This window comes from Paenibacillus polysaccharolyticus (genome assembly GCF_023714295.1).
GTDB classification, from domain to species: domain Bacteria; phylum Bacillota; class Bacilli; order Paenibacillales; family Paenibacillaceae; genus Paenibacillus; species Paenibacillus polysaccharolyticus_A.
The window spans coordinates 604,659-624,559 of record NZ_JAMAUN010000001.1 but is presented as its reverse complement, the minus strand read 5'-3'; the positions used below and the strand labels follow the sequence as shown (position 1 = coordinate 624,559).

At 45.1% G+C, this 19,901-nt stretch carries 19 protein-coding genes and 1 other RNA gene; 9 read left to right on the top strand and 11 right to left on the bottom strand.

Translation table 11 applies throughout. The features are described 5' to 3' along the window. Positions 1–49 precede the first annotated feature (49 nt). Positions 50–1,327, bottom strand: a complete 1,278-nt coding sequence (locus M3629_RS02930; protein ID WP_251504494.1) for a DNA polymerase IV — start codon at positions 1,325–1,327, stop codon at positions 50–52. A gap of 479 nt (positions 1,328–1,806) precedes the next feature. Between M3629_RS02930 and cimA the strand changes: the two genes are divergently transcribed. Further along, entirely contained in the window at positions 1,807–3,426 is a 1,620-nt protein-coding gene (gene cimA / locus M3629_RS02925) for a citramalate synthase (RefSeq protein WP_251502815.1), read from the top strand. Between the two features lie 134 nt (positions 3,427–3,560). On the opposite strand, the gene M3629_RS02920 is transcribed toward cimA, so the two are convergent. Continuing rightward, complete coding sequence (locus M3629_RS02920; RefSeq protein WP_251502814.1) at positions 3,561–4,112, bottom strand: TlpA disulfide reductase family protein; 552 nt, start codon at positions 4,110–4,112, stop codon at positions 3,561–3,563. Positions 4,113–4,279: 167 nt separating this feature from the next. Between M3629_RS02920 and M3629_RS02915 the strand changes: the two genes are divergently transcribed. Continuing rightward, positions 4,280–4,786, top strand: a complete 507-nt coding sequence (locus M3629_RS02915; protein ID WP_251502813.1) for a Mov34/MPN/PAD-1 family protein — start codon at positions 4,280–4,282, stop codon at positions 4,784–4,786. On the opposite strand, the gene M3629_RS02910 is transcribed toward M3629_RS02915, so the two are convergent. From M3629_RS02910 to M3629_RS02900, 3 genes are read right to left on the bottom strand one after another with little or no spacing between them, the layout of a single operon-like run. Beyond that, complete coding sequence (locus tag M3629_RS02910; RefSeq protein WP_251502812.1) at positions 4,772–5,509, bottom strand: exonuclease domain-containing protein; 738 nt, start codon at positions 5,507–5,509, stop codon at positions 4,772–4,774. The two genes, M3629_RS02915 and M3629_RS02910, sit on opposite strands and share 15 nt — an antisense overlap. Further along, positions 5,506–6,591: a DUF294 nucleotidyltransferase-like domain-containing protein gene (locus M3629_RS02905; RefSeq protein WP_435368191.1), complete on the bottom strand. Its 1,086-nt coding sequence runs from the start codon at positions 6,589–6,591 to the stop codon at positions 5,506–5,508. The genes M3629_RS02910 and M3629_RS02905 overlap by 4 nt, the downstream gene beginning before the upstream one ends. Before the next feature lie 41 nt (positions 6,592–6,632). Next, positions 6,633–8,030 (bottom strand): ammonium transporter, encoded by a 1,398-nt coding sequence (locus M3629_RS02900; protein ID WP_251502810.1) that lies wholly within the window; start codon positions 8,028–8,030, stop codon positions 6,633–6,635. Between the two features lie 351 nt (positions 8,031–8,381). Here M3629_RS02900 and M3629_RS02895 point away from each other — a divergent pair, with 351 nt between their 5' ends. Together M3629_RS02895 and M3629_RS02890 are read left to right on the top strand one after the other, a co-directional pair. Further along, positions 8,382–8,810, top strand: a complete 429-nt coding sequence (locus M3629_RS02895) for a MerR family transcriptional regulator (RefSeq protein ID WP_251502809.1) — start codon at positions 8,382–8,384, stop codon at positions 8,808–8,810. Between the two features lie 26 nt (positions 8,811–8,836). Next, entirely contained in the window at positions 8,837–9,517 is a 681-nt protein-coding gene (locus tag M3629_RS02890; protein WP_251502808.1) for a zinc metallopeptidase, read from the top strand. Between the two features lie 51 nt (positions 9,518–9,568). On the opposite strand, the gene M3629_RS02885 is transcribed toward M3629_RS02890, so the two are convergent. Continuing rightward, positions 9,569–10,480, bottom strand: coding sequence for a LysR family transcriptional regulator (locus M3629_RS02885; RefSeq protein WP_145329400.1), 912 nt, complete (start codon positions 10,478–10,480; stop codon positions 9,569–9,571). A 72-nt stretch (positions 10,481–10,552) separates the two neighbouring features. Then, the gene (locus M3629_RS02880; RefSeq protein WP_251502807.1) at positions 10,553–11,179 is read right to left on the bottom strand and encodes a rhomboid family intramembrane serine protease; all 627 of its coding nucleotides are present in this window, start codon (positions 11,177–11,179) and stop codon (positions 10,553–10,555) included. A 149-nt stretch (positions 11,180–11,328) separates the two neighbouring features. On the opposite strand from M3629_RS02880, the gene tpx reads away from it, so the two are divergent. Next, the gene (tpx, locus tag M3629_RS02875; RefSeq protein ID WP_251502806.1) at positions 11,329–11,847 is read left to right on the top strand and encodes a thiol peroxidase; all 519 of its coding nucleotides are present in this window, start codon (positions 11,329–11,331) and stop codon (positions 11,845–11,847) included. 72 nt (positions 11,848–11,919) lie between these two features. Here tpx and M3629_RS02870 read toward each other — a convergent pair whose 3' ends face one another. The 4 genes from M3629_RS02870 to M3629_RS02855 all read right to left on the bottom strand — a co-directional run bounded on the left by M3629_RS02870 (position 11,920) and on the right by M3629_RS02855 (position 15,362). Next, positions 11,920–12,312 (bottom strand): DUF1499 domain-containing protein, encoded by a 393-nt coding sequence (locus tag M3629_RS02870; RefSeq protein ID WP_123064293.1) that lies wholly within the window; start codon positions 12,310–12,312, stop codon positions 11,920–11,922. A 216-nt stretch (positions 12,313–12,528) separates the two neighbouring features. Continuing rightward, positions 12,529–12,719, bottom strand: a non-coding RNA gene (ssrS, locus tag M3629_RS02865) — 6S RNA. Between the two features lie 51 nt (positions 12,720–12,770). Beyond that, the gene (locus M3629_RS02860) at positions 12,771–13,589 is read right to left on the bottom strand and encodes a YesL family protein (protein ID WP_251502805.1); all 819 of its coding nucleotides are present in this window, start codon (positions 13,587–13,589) and stop codon (positions 12,771–12,773) included. A 201-nt stretch (positions 13,590–13,790) separates the two neighbouring features. After that, on the bottom strand, positions 13,791–15,362 hold the full coding sequence (locus tag M3629_RS02855) for a DEAD/DEAH box helicase (RefSeq protein ID WP_251502804.1): 1,572 nt from the start codon (positions 15,360–15,362) through the stop codon (positions 13,791–13,793). A gap of 304 nt (positions 15,363–15,666) precedes the next feature. Here M3629_RS02855 and M3629_RS02850 point away from each other — a divergent pair, with 304 nt between their 5' ends. The 4 genes from M3629_RS02850 to M3629_RS02835 all read left to right on the top strand — a co-directional run bounded on the left by M3629_RS02850 (position 15,667) and on the right by M3629_RS02835 (position 19,833). Continuing rightward, positions 15,667–16,488 (top strand): YitT family protein, encoded by an 822-nt coding sequence (locus M3629_RS02850; RefSeq protein WP_145329385.1) that lies wholly within the window; start codon positions 15,667–15,669, stop codon positions 16,486–16,488. 167 nt (positions 16,489–16,655) lie between these two features. Next, the gene (locus M3629_RS02845) at positions 16,656–16,850 is read left to right on the top strand and encodes a hypothetical protein (protein ID WP_090924726.1); all 195 of its coding nucleotides are present in this window, start codon (positions 16,656–16,658) and stop codon (positions 16,848–16,850) included. A gap of 162 nt (positions 16,851–17,012) precedes the next feature. Beyond that, on the top strand, positions 17,013–18,203 hold the full coding sequence (locus tag M3629_RS02840; RefSeq protein WP_251502803.1) for a putative glycoside hydrolase: 1,191 nt from the start codon (positions 17,013–17,015) through the stop codon (positions 18,201–18,203). Between the two features lie 280 nt (positions 18,204–18,483). Beyond that, positions 18,484–19,833, top strand: coding sequence for an MATE family efflux transporter (locus tag M3629_RS02835; RefSeq protein WP_251504491.1), 1,350 nt, complete (start codon positions 18,484–18,486; stop codon positions 19,831–19,833). The last annotated feature ends 68 nt before the right edge of the window (positions 19,834–19,901 follow it).

The following is a 19,901-nucleotide window of genomic DNA, read 5'->3' as shown; positions in this document are numbered from 1 at the left end:
AATAATTACAAATCAAATTGCAACAACCACAACTTTATATTATCCCTGTTTAGTCGAAACTTTGCAAGTTATCTTTTTGAAGTGACGTTCCCCTTACCTTATGGTTACGAAGCAATACGGAAGGGTCATCCCCGAGCATACCTGCAGTCACCACCGCATTCTCACCAAATTTGTCCCGAAGCTGATCCATAATCCGAATTAAACTTTCCTTTTTTGGCTTTTCTTCATATTCAAACAAATCCATCTGCACAGCCGACTCTTCTCGCGGAATCAATGTCTGCAACGTAATACCAAGCATTCGTACAGGCTTTCCATTTCCCCAGTGTTTTGCAAAAAGTTGACAGGCCTCACGATAGATGACCGCCGCATCCTCTGTAGGTATATCCATCATACGTGACCTCGTGATCGTTTTCATGTCAGGCGTACGAATCGTAATCTGGATGCCTTGACTGAGCATTTCGTGTTTGCGTAATCTTCGGGCTACCTGATCACTGATGTTGAGAAACACCCGGTGGACATCCCCCACTTCAGAAACATCGGCTGGCAGTGTCGTTGTATGCCCAATCGATTTATTCGCTTCCCGCTCAGCCACGACAGGAGAGTGATGAACGCCATTAGCCGAATTTTTGAGCCATGTACCATTCACACCAAACAGGTCTGTCAGCATTTTTTCGTCCGATTTAGCCAGTTGGCCAATCGTATCAATGCCCAGCTTTTTAAGTTTTTCGGCCGTCTTTTTCCCAATGCCAAACATCTCGTTACACGGTCTATGCCATAAAATGCGAGGCACATCTCTCATCCGTAGAATCGATATGCCGCTTGGTTTTTTCAGATCCGAAGCCATTTTGGCAAGTAGCTTGTTCGGCGCAATCCCTATGGAGCAAGGCAAGCCAAGCTCCTCCATGATCCTCTGCTGAATCTGTTCGGCGATTTCAATAGGTGTACCAAATTGTTTGGAACCCGTAATATCCAGATAACATTCATCAATTGAGGTTGCTTCCAACAATGGCGTATAACTATACGCGATCTGCATAAACGCCCTGGAATATTGACGATACAGGTGAAAATCTGGACGAATGACAATCAGATCAGGACATTTTTTCATCGCCTGATGAACGACCATTCCAGTTGAAATCCCTCTGCTTCGGGCTGTATATGAACAAGTGACAATAACACCCTTACGCAACTCACTGCTGCCAGCAACAGCGGTCGCTTTTCCTTTATATAGCTCCGGCTCCTCTGCTTCATGTACTGAGCAATAGAAGGCATTCATATCGACATGCAGAATCACTCTGCCAGCCGCTGGATAATACTCACTTACATTCATTGGAGGATTGTTGTCTGAAGACTTCACGCCCCCCACCCTTTCTCTCCTCCCGGCCGGGAGTTCGCTTTATTTTCATCCAGGTCTATTTTTGTTTCTTGAATACGGCCCTCACAACCAGACCAATGACAATCAGAGGTATAACTGCGATAACTACATTCTCCCATACGATAGTCATTATTAATCCCTACCTTTCATCGGTAAAATTATAACATAGGTCGCCTTCCTATATCCCGGACCCTTTTTCACATTTAAATCGTAATTGTTTACGTCATCCTGCGAATTCTATGTAGCATTTGGCTACAATGATGCTATAATAATTAATTATACAAATTCACGAGTTTGGGACAAATCCATCAAACTAATTTAACACAGTGTAGCGTTGCTACATCGAAGGATTTATCCATTAACGTTCCTACCCGTTTCTCAACCATACCAACAAAACTTATAAAAAAAGCGCTTTACCTTAAAGGAGGATCTTCATGTCAAAGGCCATTTCCATCTTCGATACGACTTTACGTGACGGCACACAAGGAGAGGGTGTCAGTTTATCGGCAGATGACAAACTCAAAATTGCCAAAAAGCTGGATGACCTGGGTGCTCACTATATTGAAGGCGGAATTCCCGGTAGCAATACCAAGGACATTGAGTTTTTCAAAAGAGTCAAGGAATTGAAACTAAACGCTAAGGTTGTTGCATTCGGAAGCACTCGCCGCAAAGGTAGCATCGCCAGCGAGGACGCCAATTTGAAACGTATGATTGAATCCGGGGCACAGGCAGCAACGCTGGTCGGAAAATCATGGGACTTCCACGTGCATACCGCCTTGCAGACTACGCTTGAAGAAAATCTGTCCATGATCTATGATTCCATCGCATATTTGAAACAAAATGGCATGGAAGTGATCTTTGATGCCGAGCATTTCTTTGATGGATTAAAACACAACCCAGAGTATGCACAAGCCGTGATGATCAAAGCCCACGAGGCTGGGGCGGACTGGCTCGTCATGTGTGACACCAACGGAGGAACGATGCCACATGAAGTTCACGAGATCGTATCCACCATGCATCGGACGTTGCCTCAAGCACATCTTGGCATTCACACCCATAATGACTGCGAGCTGGCGGTTGCAAACACGCTTAGTGCTGTACAAGCCGGGGCTCTTCAGGTTCAAGGCACAATGAATGGTTATGGGGAGCGCTGCGGTAACGCGAACCTCGCTTCCATCATTCCGAACTTGCAGCTCAAATTGGGTTACGAATGCGTCTCTGAGGATTCCATGAAACAACTCACGAATGTTGCGCGTTATGTCAGCGAAATTGCGAATGTGAATATGCCTATTAACCAACCTTATGTGGGTAATGCCGCATTTGCTCATAAAGGCGGCATCCATGTATCCGCCATCTTGCGGGATTCCCGGACCTATGAGCATATCGTGCCTGAACTGGTCGGCAATAAGCAGCGTGTGCTGGTCTCCGAACTAGCTGGACAGAGCAACATCGTGTCCAAAGCGCAGGAAATGGGACTGGAATTTGATCCAAGCAGTGCGAACTCCCGTCAGATCATCGAAAAAATCAAAGACTTGGAGCATCAAGGTTATCAATTCGAAGGCGCGGATGCATCGCTGGAATTGTTGATTCGTGAAGCGAACGGAGATATGAAAGAACTATTCACCTTTGAATCTTTCAAAATGCTTGTTGAGAAAACGGCAGGCAAATCCGTGGTATCCGAAGCTTTTGTCAAACTGAATGTTGCCGGAACAAGTGTCTATACCGCAGCAGAAGGAAACGGCCCGGTCAATGCACTGGATAATGCACTTCGGAAAGCACTTGTGCAGTACTTCCCTTCTCTTGCTCATATGCACCTGTCGGACTACAAAGTTCGTGTACTGGATGAAAAGGATGCTACCGCCGCAAAAGTTCGTGTATTGATCGAATCCAAAAACACAGAGAATACTTGGAACACGGTCGGGGTATCCGAGAACGTCATCGAAGCCAGCTGGGAAGCACTTGTACACAGTTTCCGGTATGCTCTACTCCAGGAAAATATCTCGGATGAGCCGGAATCCCTTTCGATGCCAACGCCAGGTCTGATCAATCACTAAAAATCTAAATCAATCAATTATTATAATATAATCGGTCTTCTTATTTCCCGGAAAATAAAGAAAGCTTCTGCAGCCATTAACGATGGTAGCAGAAGCTTTTTCAATACAAAACGATAAGCAAAAAATCTTTTCTTTTAGTTTGCGATCAGCTTTTTAATTTTTTTCTCCAACTCTTTTTCTGGCAGGATGCCAAGTACGATCTCCTGGATCACGCCTCGGGAGTCAATTAGAACATTCGTCGGAAACGCAACGCCGTTATACTGGGCATAGACAGTTCCTTTTTCATCCAGGGGAATCGGGAATGTCAACTTGTACTCGTCCACAAATGCTTTGGCATCCTTCAATTTATCGTATGAAGTAACGTTCACACCGTACAGATCCAGCTTATCTTGGTATTTCTCAGCCAGATGGTTCAGTTCAGGAGCTTCTTGTTTACAAGGTTCACACCATGACGCCCAGAAACTGACGAAGGTTGCCTTTTCTTTCCTCCCGCCTACGCTATACGTCTTGCCATCGAGTCCAGTCAACGTAAACGGCGGTGCCAGCAACCCAGCCTTCGGCCCCGTCTCTGTTGGCATGGGCTGCTCCTGTTTAAAAACAGCGGCAATACCACTATCCGTATTCTGAGCCAGGGCTATGCCAATAAGCAGGACAGCTCCAAGCAGTATGTATATGTTACGTTTCATCACTCGCCACCCTCTTGTTCATTCAATTTGTATCCAACGGGATCACATCAATCCTTTCTCATATTGTACCCTTTTCCCTTAAAATTTTACAATCTGCACCGAACAAAATACAATAAAAAAGGACTCCTGCATCAAGCAGGAGCCAAAAGAGAGAGGGGTGAATACAAATGGCAGCACTTCACGGGCAGCAAAATTCCTTAACCCTTCCTCGCTCGGTGGAACGTGAAATGTCCAGGCACATGCACCTTTCGCTGCCGCAAGAAGCCTGCGGGGTTGTGCTGGGTGAATCCGCAGCGGGCGGCATACGAATCAGTCGGTTTCAGCCCATTCGTAACGTAGCGCCTGACCCGCTGCATCACTTCTCATTGGATCAATCGGAATGGATTCAATGTTTTTTCTCCGACGTTACGATCGTTGGTATTTTCCATACCCATCCGCGTACATTGCCCATTCCTTCGCAAGAGGACCTGCAAGCCCTCCCGAATTTTGCGGGCATGATAGACACATATCTGATTGGTTCACCTGATCTTTCGATTTCAGCTCCAAAAGAATGCGAATCATCTATGCTCCTGAACGCTTATCAGATTATATCGGATGAAACCCACCAACGTAGCGAGTCTTCGTTTTCGCTATCCCCCTACAACTTAGTACCATTAACGTTACGCATGACTTAAACGGGTGTAGAGGTCACCTAAGGTTTCTATCTTTTCGCGTTGCATATCTTCGAGATAACAAGACCATAACTGCGCCGTCATTTTAGCATCTTCAAGCGCATGGTGCCGTCCATAGATTGGAATGCCTCTAGATTCAAGCAGTTCATCAAGCCCGTATCCAGGTCTCGAGGGTTCAAGCCAGCGAGCGAGCATCATCGTATCAATTAAACGATGAGTCAACCTAACTTTGGAGGTTCGCCACAACGCTGCATTGAGAAAAGCCCGGTCATGCGCACTCGCGTGAGCTACCAGTACGTTCCCACCCACAAAGGACATGAAATCATGCAATCCTTGAAGCAGTGTAGGTGCCTCTTCTGTCATCTGTTGCGTAATACCGGTGAGTTCGGTAATATGCTTTGGCACCGCCGTTTTTGACTGAACAAGTGTATAAAACGGTTCCTCTTCGAGAATAACGCCACCTCGAAGACGCACTGCACCGAAGGACAAAATCTCATCTCCATGCTGGGGAGAAAACCCCGTCGTTTCCAGATCAAACACAACAGCATCCAGTTCGCCCAGAGGTGTATGCAATACTTCCGGTCTACGTTGTTCCCTCATCATCGAACGGATAAACGCCATATGTTGCGCCGTAGGGGCTCCCATAATGGAAGCGATGGCGGAAGGAACCCCTCCCTGACGCAGCGAATTCCAAAACCCTGAACTGCCCCTTGCCGGCTCTCTCATGGACGCCTCCTTTCTGCAAAACGCAACTGTCTTTGCAAAGCACGATGCACTCGCTTAACCAGCCCCAGCGTCTCTCTCAATTCATAATGAATTTGCTTCTGCTTCATCTGCTTCTCATCCAAAAAACCACTGCTTTGCTGCAAATCCTCACGTATAACAACCGGTGTATTTCGACGTAGCTTCAAAGCAGACGTAAAAGCACGCTGGCATGTGTCCGTTAACTGAAAAGGAATGGCCTCAAGTGAAGTCAACCTCTCCATTCGTTTTAACGTGGACGATTCCTGAATTCCATGCTGCAAAGCGAGAAATCTGGCGCTGTTAACGAGCGGAATATATACGCCATATTTGACATCAAAACCACCCGCATGTTCACCAAATCGTTCTGTAACGACACGACCCAGTATATTTAATGTGGCCTTATGTTTTACCGTATTACGTAACACTGCATCAGAGAGCTCTGGAACCCGTCGGAACTGTTCATAAAAGTTTGTAAGCCAAGCCTCTGCCAGATTAGCTTCCCCTGCAATAAAACGCATATCGGAAGCGATGATCAGGTTACGCACCGGTTCCCAGTTCAAGTCGGAACTCCATTCGAATAATTGCTTTTGCCAATCCGCCAGCGTTTTCCGCCAGAGAGATTCCGAGCACATCACCTTGCCCTCACATTTGGCATAGCCCAGACCTTCTAATAGATCCGCAATACGTTTTCCCAGTTCCATAAAATATTCTTCTTTTGTTGCATGCGGAGCATCGCTGATAATCATGCCATTATCCTGATCACTCCATAATGTCGCCTCTTCCCTGCCGGAGCTTCCAAATACGATAAAGGCATAGGGGACGGGAGGCTGGCCGAAGCCCTCCTCTACCATCCCCTGAATGCATAACTCTACTGCTTTCCGTGCAATGCGGTCATGCAGTTCATTTACCATCTCGTACCATTCGACCAGCGACAAGGAAGCGGACATTGACTTCTGGAGTTCTCTCTGTAAAATAACACGTGCCTGGCGCAGTTCATGTTCAGAAGTTGCACCATCAATCCCTTGATAAGACCAGGAAGGGTTTGTTATTGAGATAGGTTCCATCATATCCAACCTCCTTGAAGCAATTTCAATCTTGATTTACCTCAGGAGCTGAATGTACCACCTGATTTGGATTCTGCTTGTTTCATTTGTTCAGGATATCCATACGTTCCGTGTTCACTAAGATCAAGCCCCATTGTCTCTTCTTCTTCCGTGACACGAATACCCATTACAGCTTTCATACCGCCGAGAATAATGAAGGACATGACGAGTACGAAGGCAAATGCGCCAGCAAGACCTAACAATTGAACACCCAGTTGGTGGAATCCACCGCCATAGAACAGACCCGCTTGACCTACGCCAACTTTCTCAGCAAGTTCAGGTGTTGCGAACAAACCGGTGGAGATGGCACCCCACATCCCAGCGATACCGTGTACAGAGAACGCATAGATCGGATCATCAATACCTTTGCGATCGAAATATTGAGCCGTGAAGAATGTAATGATACCTGCGATTGCACCAATGACTAGTGCAGCCCAAGGTTCTACGAAAGCACAAGCACCAGTAATCGCTACGAGTGCAGCAAGCACCCCGTTCAACATGCTAGGAATATCTGATTTTCCGAGAACTGCCCAGGAGATCAACAGTGCGGCAACACCACCAGCAGCAGCAGCCACGTTTGTAGTGAGTGCCACATAACCGAAGAATCCTTCACCCATCGCAGACAACGTACTACCTGGGTTGAAACCGAACCAACCGATCCAGAGGATAATGACCCCGAGTACGGAATACACTTGGTTGTGACCTGGAATGATGTTAGGTTTGCCGTCTTTGTTATATTTACCGATACGAGGTTTCAGCAAGATGGTAGCTACCAACGCTGCTGTTGCACCCGTCAAGTGAACTACCGTTGAACCCGCAAAGTCTTGCATGCCCAGCTCTGCGAGCCAGCCACCGCCCCATACCCAGTGAGCAACAACCGGATACATAATAATGGTATACAGTGTACCAAACACGATATATACACTCATCTTTGCACGTTCTGCCATACCACCGCAGGCAATAGCCAGGGAGACAGCCGCAAATGCAAGGTGGAAAACAAATTTAATCGTTAGTGGAACATCGGAGAAAGCGAGCGATTCAAAAGAAGCTGCCATGTTATCTCCACTCATGAAGAAACCGGTTGTTCCGAAGAATCCGTTACCGTTACCGAAGCCTAGGCCAAAGCCAAGTCCCCAGAATGCAATAACTGAAATTCCCAATGTCAGGATCGTCTTACCCGCAATGTGCCCTGCATTTTTCATTCGTGTCGAACCCGCTTCAAGGAGTGCAAATCCTCCTTGCATAAAGAACACCAGTACTACAGCCAGAAACGTAAATGCGGAGTTCAGACCGCTTTGAAGTTCAATATTACTCGGGCCCTCCGCAGCAGCGAATGCACTCACCGGAAAAGCCAGTAAAGTAAGCATTGCTAACATTGAAACCAACCATTTCTTTCTCATTTGCCCCACTCCCTCTTGTGTTATGTTTATTTACATATCGTGAAACTCTTAATGTCATTATAAGCAGAAGTAAGGAAAGTTGACAAGAGTATTTTTATCATTTCCAAAAAATATTTATGGGAATAAAGTCTTACGTATTTTTCTTGCACTTAAGTACATATTCATACGCTTTGAGTACATAGATATAGAAATAAAGCAAGCTATCAATCAAAGCATAACGTTTGACTGTATGGTTCATGATCATGTATCATACTTATTAGTAAGAAAAATTGGGCGTGTACATTGAGGCGCTTGTGGAAACTACATTTCCCTACATTTGAACTTGCAAGCGAGGTGAATATCATTGGGGATATGAAACTTTTTCGAATTGGCGAACTCGCCAAAACGGCTGGTGTAAGCGAACGGACAATTGACTATTACACAAAGCTAGGGTTAATCGCTCCCGAAGAACGCACCCAAAAAAATTATCGTCTTTATAGTGTTGAAACCTTAACCAGACTTGAACGTATTGTACAGATGAAACAAGAGAAGTATAGTCTCGAAGAGATTAAACAATCTCTTGAAAAGTGGCGTCTGGTTAGCACAGAAGAACAAGTAGCCAGCAAACTGACAACACTTGAACTTCATGTGCAGCAACTCGAGCGAGAGGTCAATGAACTCAAACCATTGCTAGGAGAGATGAAACCTGTACAAGCACGCAAGATGATGGCAGGGCTTCTCACCAAAAGTGCTGGTACAATGGAGGCATTAAAAATCTTGCTAGAAAACACCATGATGTAGCTTATTATGAAAGCGGAGGAATGGATATGAGTTTTAATAACGGTATGTTCATATTGATTATCATCGCCTTTTTGCTCTCGTTGTGGGCGCAATTTCGCGTTAAAGGCACCTTTAGACGCTGGTCCGAAGTACCCAACCAGAACGGAATGACCGGTTACGATGCAGCACGTCACATGCTCGACGCCAACGGCCTGCACGATGTGCCGATTGAACCAGTTCGCGGCTCACTCTCTGACCACTATGATCCGATCAATCGGGTTGTACGTTTGTCAGAACCTGTGTACTACGAAAAGTCTATCTCGGCATTATCCGTTGCATGTCACGAAGTAGGTCACGCCATTCAGCACAAGGAAAGTTACCCTATGCTCGCATTGCGTCACCGGATTTTTCCGATTGTGAACTTCGCCTCCGGACTTGCACCATTCCTGTTGATCGCAGGTTTCCTCTTTAACGCGATGAATTTGGTCGGAATTGGTATTATCTTCTTCTCTGTTACTGTTGCCTTTCAGTTGATCACATTGCCGGTCGAATTCAATGCCAGCAATCGAGCACGTGAGATTATGGTATCTGAAGGTTATATCCGTAACGAAGAAGAAAAAGGCGTAGCCAAAGTGTTGAACGCCGCTGCTTTGACTTATGTGGCCGCTGCTTTGATCTCTTTACTTGAACTGATTCGTTACATCGGGATCTTTAACAGCCGGGATTAATTGTTTCAGCCACTCATGAAAAGTTAAATAAATAAAAACAATACCCCACCGTTATTCAGATGGGGTATTGTTTTGCTGTAAACCAAAATAATGAAGCAAGAACGAGCGGAAAGACTGAGCAACGAGCGGCAGCTTATCATCTGCACGGTGAATCAATCCAATCGTTCTGGTTACTTTCGGCTGAGAGATCGCCACATGCGCAGGTTGCAAGGGATTCGTCTGGAATAAAGCCATTTCCGGCAACAGACTTACACCCATACCTGCCGCTACCAAACCACGAATCGTATCCGTCTCCTCGCCTTCAAAGGCAATTTTCGGTGTAAATCCGGCTTCCAGGCAGGCATGCCATACAATTGGCCGCAGGGAGTAACCTTTGCTAAACAAGACAAACTTATCATCCTTCAACTGCTCCAGTGCAATCGTCTCTTCTCCCGCTAGCGGATGATTTGGCGGCAAGATGGCATGTAACTCCTCAGTCAGTACAATATCGCCAGCAACCTGATCATGCTTTTCCGGAAACGGCGAAATGAAAGCAAGGTCCACTTCCGCTGACAACACATCCCGGATCAATGTCGGGTACATCCCCTGCTTAAATCTGAATTTCACATTCGGATACTTCTGACGAAAAGCCGCCACTACCGAAGGAATAAGATGAATCCCCAGACTATGTGGGAAGCCGATCCGAATCTCCCCGTGCTCTGGGTCAAGAAACTCATGCACTTCACCTACAGCTTTGTCGAGATCCTTCAAAATACCTTCTACCCGTTTGCAAAAAAGCTGGCCTACCGCAGTTAACTGCAGATTCCGACCTTTTTGCATAAAAAGATCCACACCAAGCTCCTCTTCAAGCTGATGAATCTGCCTGCTGACCGCAGACTGTGCCACATGCAACTCTTCCGCCGCCTGTGTAACATGTTCCTTTTGAGCAACTTTCAGAAAATAATGCAACTGTCTTAATTCCACTTGCCTGATCGCTCCAATCTGTTATACCCTACTATATCGTTCACCGCACATTCCATCTCGAGAACGTTCTACCTATTTCCTGAAAATCCGAGGTTTCCATAAACGAATAATCAAACCATAAATAAAGAATCCACCGAGTAAACCACCCAAATGCGCCATCCAGCTGACGTTTGCAACCGCAACGGAAAAAATGATACCGAACAGCAACAACGTATACAACGTTTTGCGAGAAGTCTCATCCATTATGTTCCGTTGGAACAGCGCTATGTAGAGAAACGCACCATAGACGGCATAGATCGCGCCAGACGCCCCTAACAAAATGGTAAGCTCACCAATCGATTTGTACCATGCAATGGCCAGAATGTTCCCCACTACACCTCCCGCTAGATACAATACGCCATATCTCGCAGACCCAAGCAATCGCTCTAAAGGAGGAGCAAATACAATGAGCGCAAAACTGTTGAACAACAGATGGTCAAAACCCCCATGAAGGAACATCGCTGTTACATAACGCCACCACTCGTTCACATACGCGCCGTCATTAATCAATGCTCCAAAATGAAACAACGCCGGAACACTTCTTGCCCCGCCATTAAGCGTTAATACGATAAACATAACAACATTCGCAATTAAAAAAAACGACGTCAAAGGGAAGAACTTCAAATAATCTTTCCAATTTTCATAACGGATAAATATCATAGATTTTCACTTTCACTCCACCCTGTTAAAATCAGACCTATTTCTTGAATCCATCACAATAATACATGCCCGGATTGGACAACGTCTTTCATAAAAGATTATAATGGATTTTGGCACGGATCACCAATTTATAAGGAGGAACATTATTTATGACACAAGAACGTAAAGGCGCAGCCACATTTAAAGGCAACCCTATCACATTGATCGGACCTGAATTGAAAGTGGGCGATCAAGCACCTGACTTCACAGTGAGCAAAAACTTGATTGAAGATGCATCTCTGAAAGACTTCGCAGGCAAGATTAAATTAATCAGCGTTGTTCCTTCCCTGGACACTGGCGTATGTGATGCTCAGACTCGCCGCTTCAATGTTGAAGCTGCTGATCTTGGTGAGAACGTTGTTGTTCTGACCATCAGCGTAGACCTTCCATTCGCACAGGAACGTTGGTGTGGTGCAGCAGGTGTTGACCGCGTAGTGACACTCTCTGACTACAAAACACGCTCTTTCGGCGTAAACTATGGCGTTCTGATCAAAGAATTCCAACTGGATATGCGCTCAATTTTTGTCCTAGATGCCGAAGACAAAATTACATATGTGGAGTACCTGCCTGAAATGACAGACTCCCCTAACTTCGAGCAAGCCATTGCTGCAGTTAAAGCTTTGCTGTAAAACAAGTTTCGTATTGCAGAATAAAAGCGAGGAAGGTCATCCTTCTCTCGCTTTTTTATTTCATCATTTATTTCACTCATTCACCTTATACTTACTGAGCTTCTTATCAAGTACGGAGAACAAGTGCATAATCGTACGATAGTTGGAACCTAGATCCCCCAGCGAACCACGGGAAGCAGAATACATATCCACCGCACTTCGTACAGGACTTACGGAAATAATGGAAACTGTAATATCCATCGTACGACCAAACGTCGTGCGTTTCTCCAGTATAATCTCGCCTACCGAGTGCACTTCATGCAGCACTTTATAACCCGGGATTTTTTTAAGTGTCGAAGATACTTCTTCCCAGGCTTTTTCTTTGGATAAATTGTAATAGCGTGTTTTTAGTTTGGGATCCTTGGCTCGATCGCTGGTCCCCTCCATACTTCGGATGATACCGACGAGCGTTCTCTTTAAGGTCAAGACCCTTCCTCCTTTGAGTGTAACCGTTCCATTATGTATTCTAGTGTAACATTGTTCAAGTAGTAACAAAAGGGAAAGCATTATATTTAACATCAAAAATACACAGATAAGCAATAACCGAACCGATTAATCTATCGGATCAATCATTGAACCAACGTAAAAACACCCCGGCTTCCTTGTAAGAAGGAAAAGTCAGGGTGCTGTACATGGTAAAATTAGAAACCCGCCTATGCCGTCCGGCTACATTGTCTTATGAACCTGCTTGGCAGGTGGGTGACTGCAAAAATGCGTTTGAAGTCCCCATGTCGTATAGACAGGGCTTTTCAGCAACACTTTGTATTAATCTCCCGAAGACATCATCATTGGTTCAAAACAACGAATAACCGAAACGTACATCGCAGGATGTACCATTATTATATCCCTAACTGTGTAAAAAGTAAATGCCATACAGACATGTTTTATTTTTGCTGTGTTAAATCTTTATTATCAGAATGTTCAGAAGTTTGTGGTTCGTTCTCTTCAGCTGATTTCTCAGCCAGTGCAGCAGCCTCTTCTTCTTCTTTCTGCAATTGAATCTTTTGCATCTGCTCCTGCATTTTGTTATAGGTAGCGTAGAAGTTAAAGAACGCAAACCAAGCCACGATGCTCATAATGAAAAAGATAAACAGCACCGGATAACGTAATCCGAAATAGAACAACAACCCGCTTCCCAGTAATGTGGAGAACACACGGAAAGGTCGAATCAGCGTTAACAGGACTGCATTTTTGATAATAAGGCCGATCGACATATGGTAATGTACAACCATAGAAAAGAAATTAAACAGGGATACAAACAATAGCAGCAACAACACGAGCATAATTATGCCAACCAGTTGCATATTACGGAACTGCGTCATATAGACCGTATAGTCCAGATACATGATCGCGAACAGTAGTGTGTAAAAAATGCCCCCAATTAAACTTTGTTTGTAGTTTTCCTTGTAACCTGTAAAGAATGTACGAAAGATCGGCACATCCGTATCTCCCATATTCCATTTACGAACAACCGTGAACAAAGCCGAGGTCGCCGGAAACAGTGTAAGCGGTGCCACAATGGCAATAGCCCAGTTCATTTGTAATGATTCGTTCGCGAGATTCTGCTGCATGACGAGCAGTTTCATAATCATGAAAAACAAGAACGGTGACGAACAGATCGCCCACAAGAGATTGCTTGCGGCCAGTCTTGTGATCCATTCTGTCAGCCGGTAAAGCCCGCCCATAGCTCCTTTAAATTCCAAACATTTCTCCTCCTCCACACCTTGCGTCTAACCTAAATTCTAATATTAATATACCTTATTATATATAGGAAAAGCCAGCACTTCCCGAAAGAAGATGATTGCCGACAACCTTGAGCGTTCTAATAAATGGAAAGTTTACGAACTTTTACAAAGCAAAAAAGATGGAGCAGCTTCCTGCCCCATCCTCATTAAATGTTTTACTTATTCAAAAGAGTTGTCTCTAGCCGGACGACGTCCTTCATTGTTGCTTGGACGCGGTTTGCGATCACGGTTGTAGCCGCCTTCTCTGCTTCCACTTCCACCACTGCTGTTGCGGTCACGATTATAACCGCCACGTCCACCGCCACTGCTGTTGCGATCACGGTTATAGCCACCACCGCTACGGTTACCGCTGTAACCTGATGGCTTGCGTCCGCCAGAACGAACATCTGGTCTACGACGTTTAGCACGGATCGGATCTTCAGGAGTCAGATCAACCTGAGCATCTTTTTTGTCGCCTGTCAGGAGTTTCAAAGCTGCGGACAACAATTGCACGGAATCATATTGCTCCAGCATTTGAATGGCAATACCTTTGTATTCGTTCAGCTCACCGGATTGTACAATCTCCAGGAGACGTTCAGCCGTTACACGTTGTTTTCCTTCAACCGCTTCTGCCATCGTAGGCAGCGGTTTACGCGGAATACGGTGACGCGTTACACGCTCGATGAAGTGCAAGTGATCAATCTCACGCGGAGTTACGAAAGACCATGCCGCACCCTCTTTACCCGCACGACCTGTACGGCCAATACGGTGAACATAACTTTCCGGATCTTGCGGAAGGTCAAAGTTCACAACATGAGTTACGCCAGATACGTCGAGACCGCGAGCTGCTACGTCTGTTGCAACGAGTACATCGATGCTGCCATCACGGAACTTACGCATTACCGTATCACGTTGGTTTTGAGACAAGTCGCCATGCAAACCATCAGCGGAATATCCGCGTTTTTGCAAAGCTTCAGCCAATTCGTCGACACGACGCTTGGTACGTCCGAACACGATTGCCAGTTCTGGAGATTCCATATCCAGCAAACGGCTAAGCGCTTCGAATTTTTGACGCTCTGGTACTTCGATATAAGCCTGATCAATCAACGGAGCGCTGACTTGTTTAGGAATAACAGAAACGTGTTCTGGATTAGTCAAGAATTGTTGAGCCAATTTTTGAATGTTAGGAGGCATTGTTGCAGAGAACAGCATCGTTTGACGGTCGTCTGGAACTTGTTTCAGGATGGATTGAATATCCTCCATGAAACCCATGTCGAGCATTTCATCTGCTTCGTCCAATACAACAGTTTGTACATCATCAAGTTTGATTGTTTTGCGGTTGATGTGGTCAAGGAGACGTCCTGGCGTACCGATGATAATCTGTGGTTTTCTTTTCAATGCACGAATCTGGCGTACGATATCTTGTCCGCCGTAGATTGGCAGGGAGCGCAGACCTTTGAAGCGAGTAAGTTTTTCGATCTCTTCAGCGACTTGAATCGCAAGTTCACGTGTAGGTGCCATAATGAGGGCGCGGATTTTATCATCCGTTTTGGAGATTTTGCTGATCAACGGAATACCGAATGCTGCGGTTTTACCCGTACCTGTTTGAGCTTGACCGATCAAATCTCTACCTTCAAGCGCAATTGGAATCGATTTGGATTGAATCGGTGTTGCTTCTTCAAACCCGAGCTCAGTGATGGCTTGCAACACCAGTGGTTCAAGATTGAAATCTGAGAAATTTAAATTTGTCAAAATTATTCATACTCCTTTTATATGGTGGACATGGTGGACAATCCACTTTGTTGTCTGTATTCTTAAGTAGCGTTAATATTTATAGGGTATCCCAACGGGACGAATTATTTTCACGAACGAACATAATTCCATGAATGGGTCCCCAACATAAGACTAAAACTACAATCACGTGTTTGAAACATTTCAAATTTTAGCTTTCGATTTGGGAAAAGTTTCCTACTCAAGAATATCCACAAATCATTATATCATAAAACTATTCAAGATTACCAGCAATCTGGTTTTAAATAAAAATGAGGTGATTAAATTGCCCAAAATAATTTGGCACTCTTTGGTGATCATTTTGGGTGCTGCAGCAATTGCTTGCGGCTTTAACTGGTTTTTGGTACCCCATCAGCTTCTGAGCGGTGGAGTATCCGGTATTTCCATGCTTTTAGGTTATTTTACCAATTTGAATCTTAGTATAATGTATTTTGTTCTTAACATCCCTCTGCTCATTGCAGGTTGGTTTATTCTTGGACGACGTTTCATTATATTGAGTATTGTATCGGTAGCGGCCACTTCCTGGTTTATTGGACTGCTGCCGGTTTCTGCTGTAGCGACTGATCCACTTCTAAGCTGTGTGTTCGGCGGAGTTCTGGTCGGCATCGGTACCGGTGTCTCCTTTAGGGTCGGTGGCTCTACTGGAGGTCTCGATATTGTCGGCTCCATTTTCACCAGAAATCGTGATTTCCCGATCGGTACTGTCATGGCGGGGATGAACGGAGCAATCATTTTGTTAGCGGGTTACCTGAACAACAACTGGAATATCGCTCTGGCCTCCATGGTATCGATCTATGTTACAGGTAAAGTACTGGATCTCATCCATATCAGTCACGTTAAGGTTACGCTCTACATCATCACCAATGAAACCGAAGCGATGCTAAAAAAACTGTTGACCCGTCCACGTGGTGTTACAAAAATTAAAACGCAAGGGGCATATACGGACATTGAAAAGGATATGTTAATGACTGTGACCACCCGTTACGAACTGGTTGAGATCAAACGCATTATCAAAGAAACCGATCCAAAAGCATTTGTTAACATCGTGGAAACGGTAGGCGTTATGGGCTCATTCCGCCGCAGTTAGTTATCTGCCCGTTAACAATTCACAAGTTTGTGGTATAATAATGGTGCACCGCTCTTAAATATGTTGTAAGCAGGTTCCGACCTTTACTTTTCACAAAGCCATATGCTTTCCCGATTCGCGCCGAATGACTTACCATTTTGGAATTCGAGTAGGAAAGGGTGATTATTGTGGATACGGAAACGGTAAAACTGTTTGAAATTGTCAACAAATGGTGCCCGGAAATGCTCCCTTTCTTAAAACCGAATGAACTCGACTCACTGATTGTTCTCCGGGATGGTCTGGGCATCCTGGAACAGGGAGATGCAATGGAAATCATTCAGTACAGTATTTGTGAGCATCAGAATGATGTGTATATTCAATAATTTTTTCAGAGCGTTTACGCCGCTTCTTGACGAGGTATTCCTCAGTCAGGGAGCGGTTTTCATTTTTTCCACATGTTTCATAAAAGGATTATTATGGTTAAAAGCTCGGAGGCTTTGCTGTATAATTCAAGTATGGAATGTACATAAAGGGAGTGGAAAAGGATGAACATACTTTGGACCTTGTTCGCAATGGCCTTGGGAAGTTTCGGCGGAACATCGGTAGCTCCGGATCTGGGTCTTAGCAACAATAGTCAACTACCCTTGTTAAGTAGTAGTTTTAACACAGCCATTATTCAGTCGCAAAAAGAACAAGTCGTCATTGATGCTGACAATCCCCCTGCCAAAGTCGACCCGCAACCTGATGCTCCTGTTGTTAAAGGCATATATGTCACAGCGTACAGCGCTGGTGGTGCAAGAATGGCACAATTGCTAGAACTGACAGATCAAACCGAACTGAATGCTATGGTTATTGATATCAAGGATGATCTCGGATACATTACCTACCCCACGAAAAACAAAGCAGTGAACAAAATGGGTGAAGCAAAGTCGTTCATTCGGGATATCGACGCCTTGATGAAACGATTAGAAAAACATCAGGTTTATCCCATTGCGCGTATCGTTGTATTCAAAGATACCATTCTTGCCAAAAAGAACCCCGAGCTTTCCTTCCGTAATCAAGACGGCTCTGTATGGGCCAACGGGAAAGGAGACAGCTTCGTGAATCCTTACAGCAAAGAGGTATGGGAATATAATATTGAAATTGCCAAAGAAGCGGCGAAGCTCGGTTTCAAGGAAATCCAGTTTGACTACGTGCGCTTTCCCGAGGGATTTGAAACACGTGCAGATAAATTGAAGTATGCACAAACCGATCAATCACGCGTTGACGTTGTCGCCGAATTTGTGCAATATGCACGCAAAGAGCTCGCCCCACTTGGTGTACGAGTTTCGGTAGATATTTTTGGGTATGCAGCCTCTGTCCCAGCAGCCGAAGGCATTGGTCAGGATTTTGTGAAAATTTCGGAAAACGTGGACGTCATCTCGCCTATGGTCTATCCCAGTCATTATTCTACTGGCTGGTACGGTGTCAAAGACCCTGACAAAGACCCTTATACCACAATTAAAGGTTCCATGAAGGATACACATAAGAAGCTAGACCCTACCAAAGAACTCAAACCGGTCATTCGTCCATGGATTCAAGACTTTACGGCAAGCTGGCTGGGTAGCGGACATTATATCAAATACGGCAAGAAACAGGTTGAAGATCAGATTAAGGCGATGAAAGAAATGAGAGTGGATGAATATCTGCTATGGAATGCATCTAACCGCTACACGCCTGGCGTGCAATACAAATAACTTCATTTGCACTTATTGAATTTTATTCGTTCGAACTCATCTGACCGCAGATTTGGTCATGAACTCCATAATCTCGAGCCTCGTCCCGTTTATAGCGGGAGCGAGGTTTTTTTGTATTTTAACATCTTGAATATTTGTTAAGGTACTATGCTCCCGCTTCATGCCCCTTTCTTTCTCCCGTTTGCACTATTCAAATCCGTAAAAATCCTCTACAATTAATAGCTGTCTGATGTGACATCAGCATGATAACGATATAGATCGTGAGGCCTCTTCAGTGAATATGAACACATCGAGTTTTCCACAGAAAATCAAACAGTTCCTGATCATATTTTTGCCCATTTTTACGACTCAGATTGCGCTTTCGGCCATGTCGTTCTTCGATACGAATATGTCCGGCAAATTTTCACCAGCTGACCTCGCAGGCGTTGCTATAGGTACAAGCTTATGGATGCCCGTCCAGACCGGACTTAGCGGGATATTAATGGGAATAACCCCTGTTGTTTCTCACCTGCTCGGCTCTAGGCAGCATGATCAGATTGGGCGGAGCGTCATTCAGGCTCTTTACCTGGGCATTGCCGTAGGCCTTATTGTGTTAGGGGCAGGCGCGTTGCTTCTAAGTCCCATATTAAACGGGATGCCTTTGGAGCCGCATGTTGCAAATGTAGCATTTTATTTTCTGTGTGCGCTTGCTTTTGGCATTATGCCCCTGTTCGGATATACGGTGCTGCGCAGTTTTATGGATGCACTTGGACAGACACGGGTTACCATGCTCATCACACTCGTTTCGCTGCCCGTTAATATTTTGCTAAACTATCTGCTCATTTTTGGGCGATGGGGTTTCCCTCAATTAGGCGGTGTTGGTGCAGGTGTGGCCACAGCATGTACATATTGGCTTATTTTTCTGATCAGCCTGTTTTTCGCGCATCGTATGGAGCCATTCGCTCAGTATGCTATTTTCCGTCAATGGTCACGGATCTCGCTCAGCAAATGGAAGGAACTCCTCGTCATCGGGGTTCCCATTGGGTTTGCAACTTTTTTTGAAACGTCTATCTTCGCTGCAGTTACCTTGCTGATGAGCCGATTCGATACGGTCACGATAGCCGCCCATCAGGCAGCACTGAACTTTGCTTCCACGCTCTATATGTTACCTGTGAGCATCTGTATGGCACTCACTATTCTGGTCGGCTTTGAGAATGGTGCTGGCCGGTTGAAAGGCGCCAAACAATATAGTCTGCTCGGGATCGGGGGAGCTATTGCCCTTTCATTGATTACAGCGATTATTTTGCTGGTGTTCGGAGAGCCGATTGCGAGAATTTACTCCAATGAACAGGAAGTAATTACACTAACGCAGCATTTTCTGATCTATGCGATTTTCTTCCAAATTTCAGATGCCATTGCTACACCCACACAAGGGGCATTGCGAGGATACAAAGATGTCAATCCTGCGTTAATCATTACCTTTGTCGCGTATTGGATTATCGGCCTGCCCGTTGGTTATCTCACAGCAACTTATACTTCACTTGGCGCATTTGGATATTGGATTGGTCTCATTGCCGGGCTTGCAGTGGGAGCCACTGCGCTGTTGTGGAGACTGTTCAAGGTACAGAAGCAAGCTTCCCTTCGCGTATAAGTAAACCGCTATCCCGTCGCATGCTTTTCTTCGTGTAAAGAAGGAGAGCATAAAAACAGAAAAAAGAG

Coding starts and splice junctions, on each gene's coding strand:
- M3629_RS02930 (WP_251504494.1), bottom strand. CDS start 1,327: ATGAATGTAAGTGAGTATTATCCAGCGGCTGGCAGAGTGATTCTGCAT.
- cimA (WP_251502815.1), top strand. CDS start 1,807: ATGTCAAAGGCCATTTCCATCTTCGATACGACTTTACGTGACGGCACA.
- M3629_RS02920 (WP_251502814.1), bottom strand. CDS start 4,112: ATGAAACGTAACATATACATACTGCTTGGAGCTGTCCTGCTTATTGGC.
- M3629_RS02915 (WP_251502813.1), top strand. CDS start 4,280: ATGGCAGCACTTCACGGGCAGCAAAATTCCTTAACCCTTCCTCGCTCG.
- M3629_RS02910 (WP_251502812.1), bottom strand. CDS start 5,509: ATGAGAGAGCCGGCAAGGGGCAGTTCAGGGTTTTGGAATTCGCTGCGT.
- M3629_RS02905 (WP_435368191.1), bottom strand. CDS start 6,591: ATGGAACCTATCTCAATAACAAACCCTTCCTGGTCTTATCAAGGGATT.
- M3629_RS02900 (WP_251502810.1), bottom strand. CDS start 8,030: ATGAGAAAGAAATGGTTGGTTTCAATGTTAGCAATGCTTACTTTACTG.
- M3629_RS02895 (WP_251502809.1), top strand. CDS start 8,382: ATGAAACTTTTTCGAATTGGCGAACTCGCCAAAACGGCTGGTGTAAGC.
- M3629_RS02890 (WP_251502808.1), top strand. CDS start 8,837: ATGAGTTTTAATAACGGTATGTTCATATTGATTATCATCGCCTTTTTG.
- M3629_RS02880 (WP_251502807.1), bottom strand. CDS start 11,179: ATGATATTTATCCGTTATGAAAATTGGAAAGATTATTTGAAGTTCTTC.
- tpx (WP_251502806.1), top strand. CDS start 11,329: ATGACACAAGAACGTAAAGGCGCAGCCACATTTAAAGGCAACCCTATC.
- M3629_RS02840 (WP_251502803.1), top strand. CDS start 17,013: ATGAACATACTTTGGACCTTGTTCGCAATGGCCTTGGGAAGTTTCGGC.
- M3629_RS02835 (WP_251504491.1), top strand. CDS start 18,484: ATGAACACATCGAGTTTTCCACAGAAAATCAAACAGTTCCTGATCATA.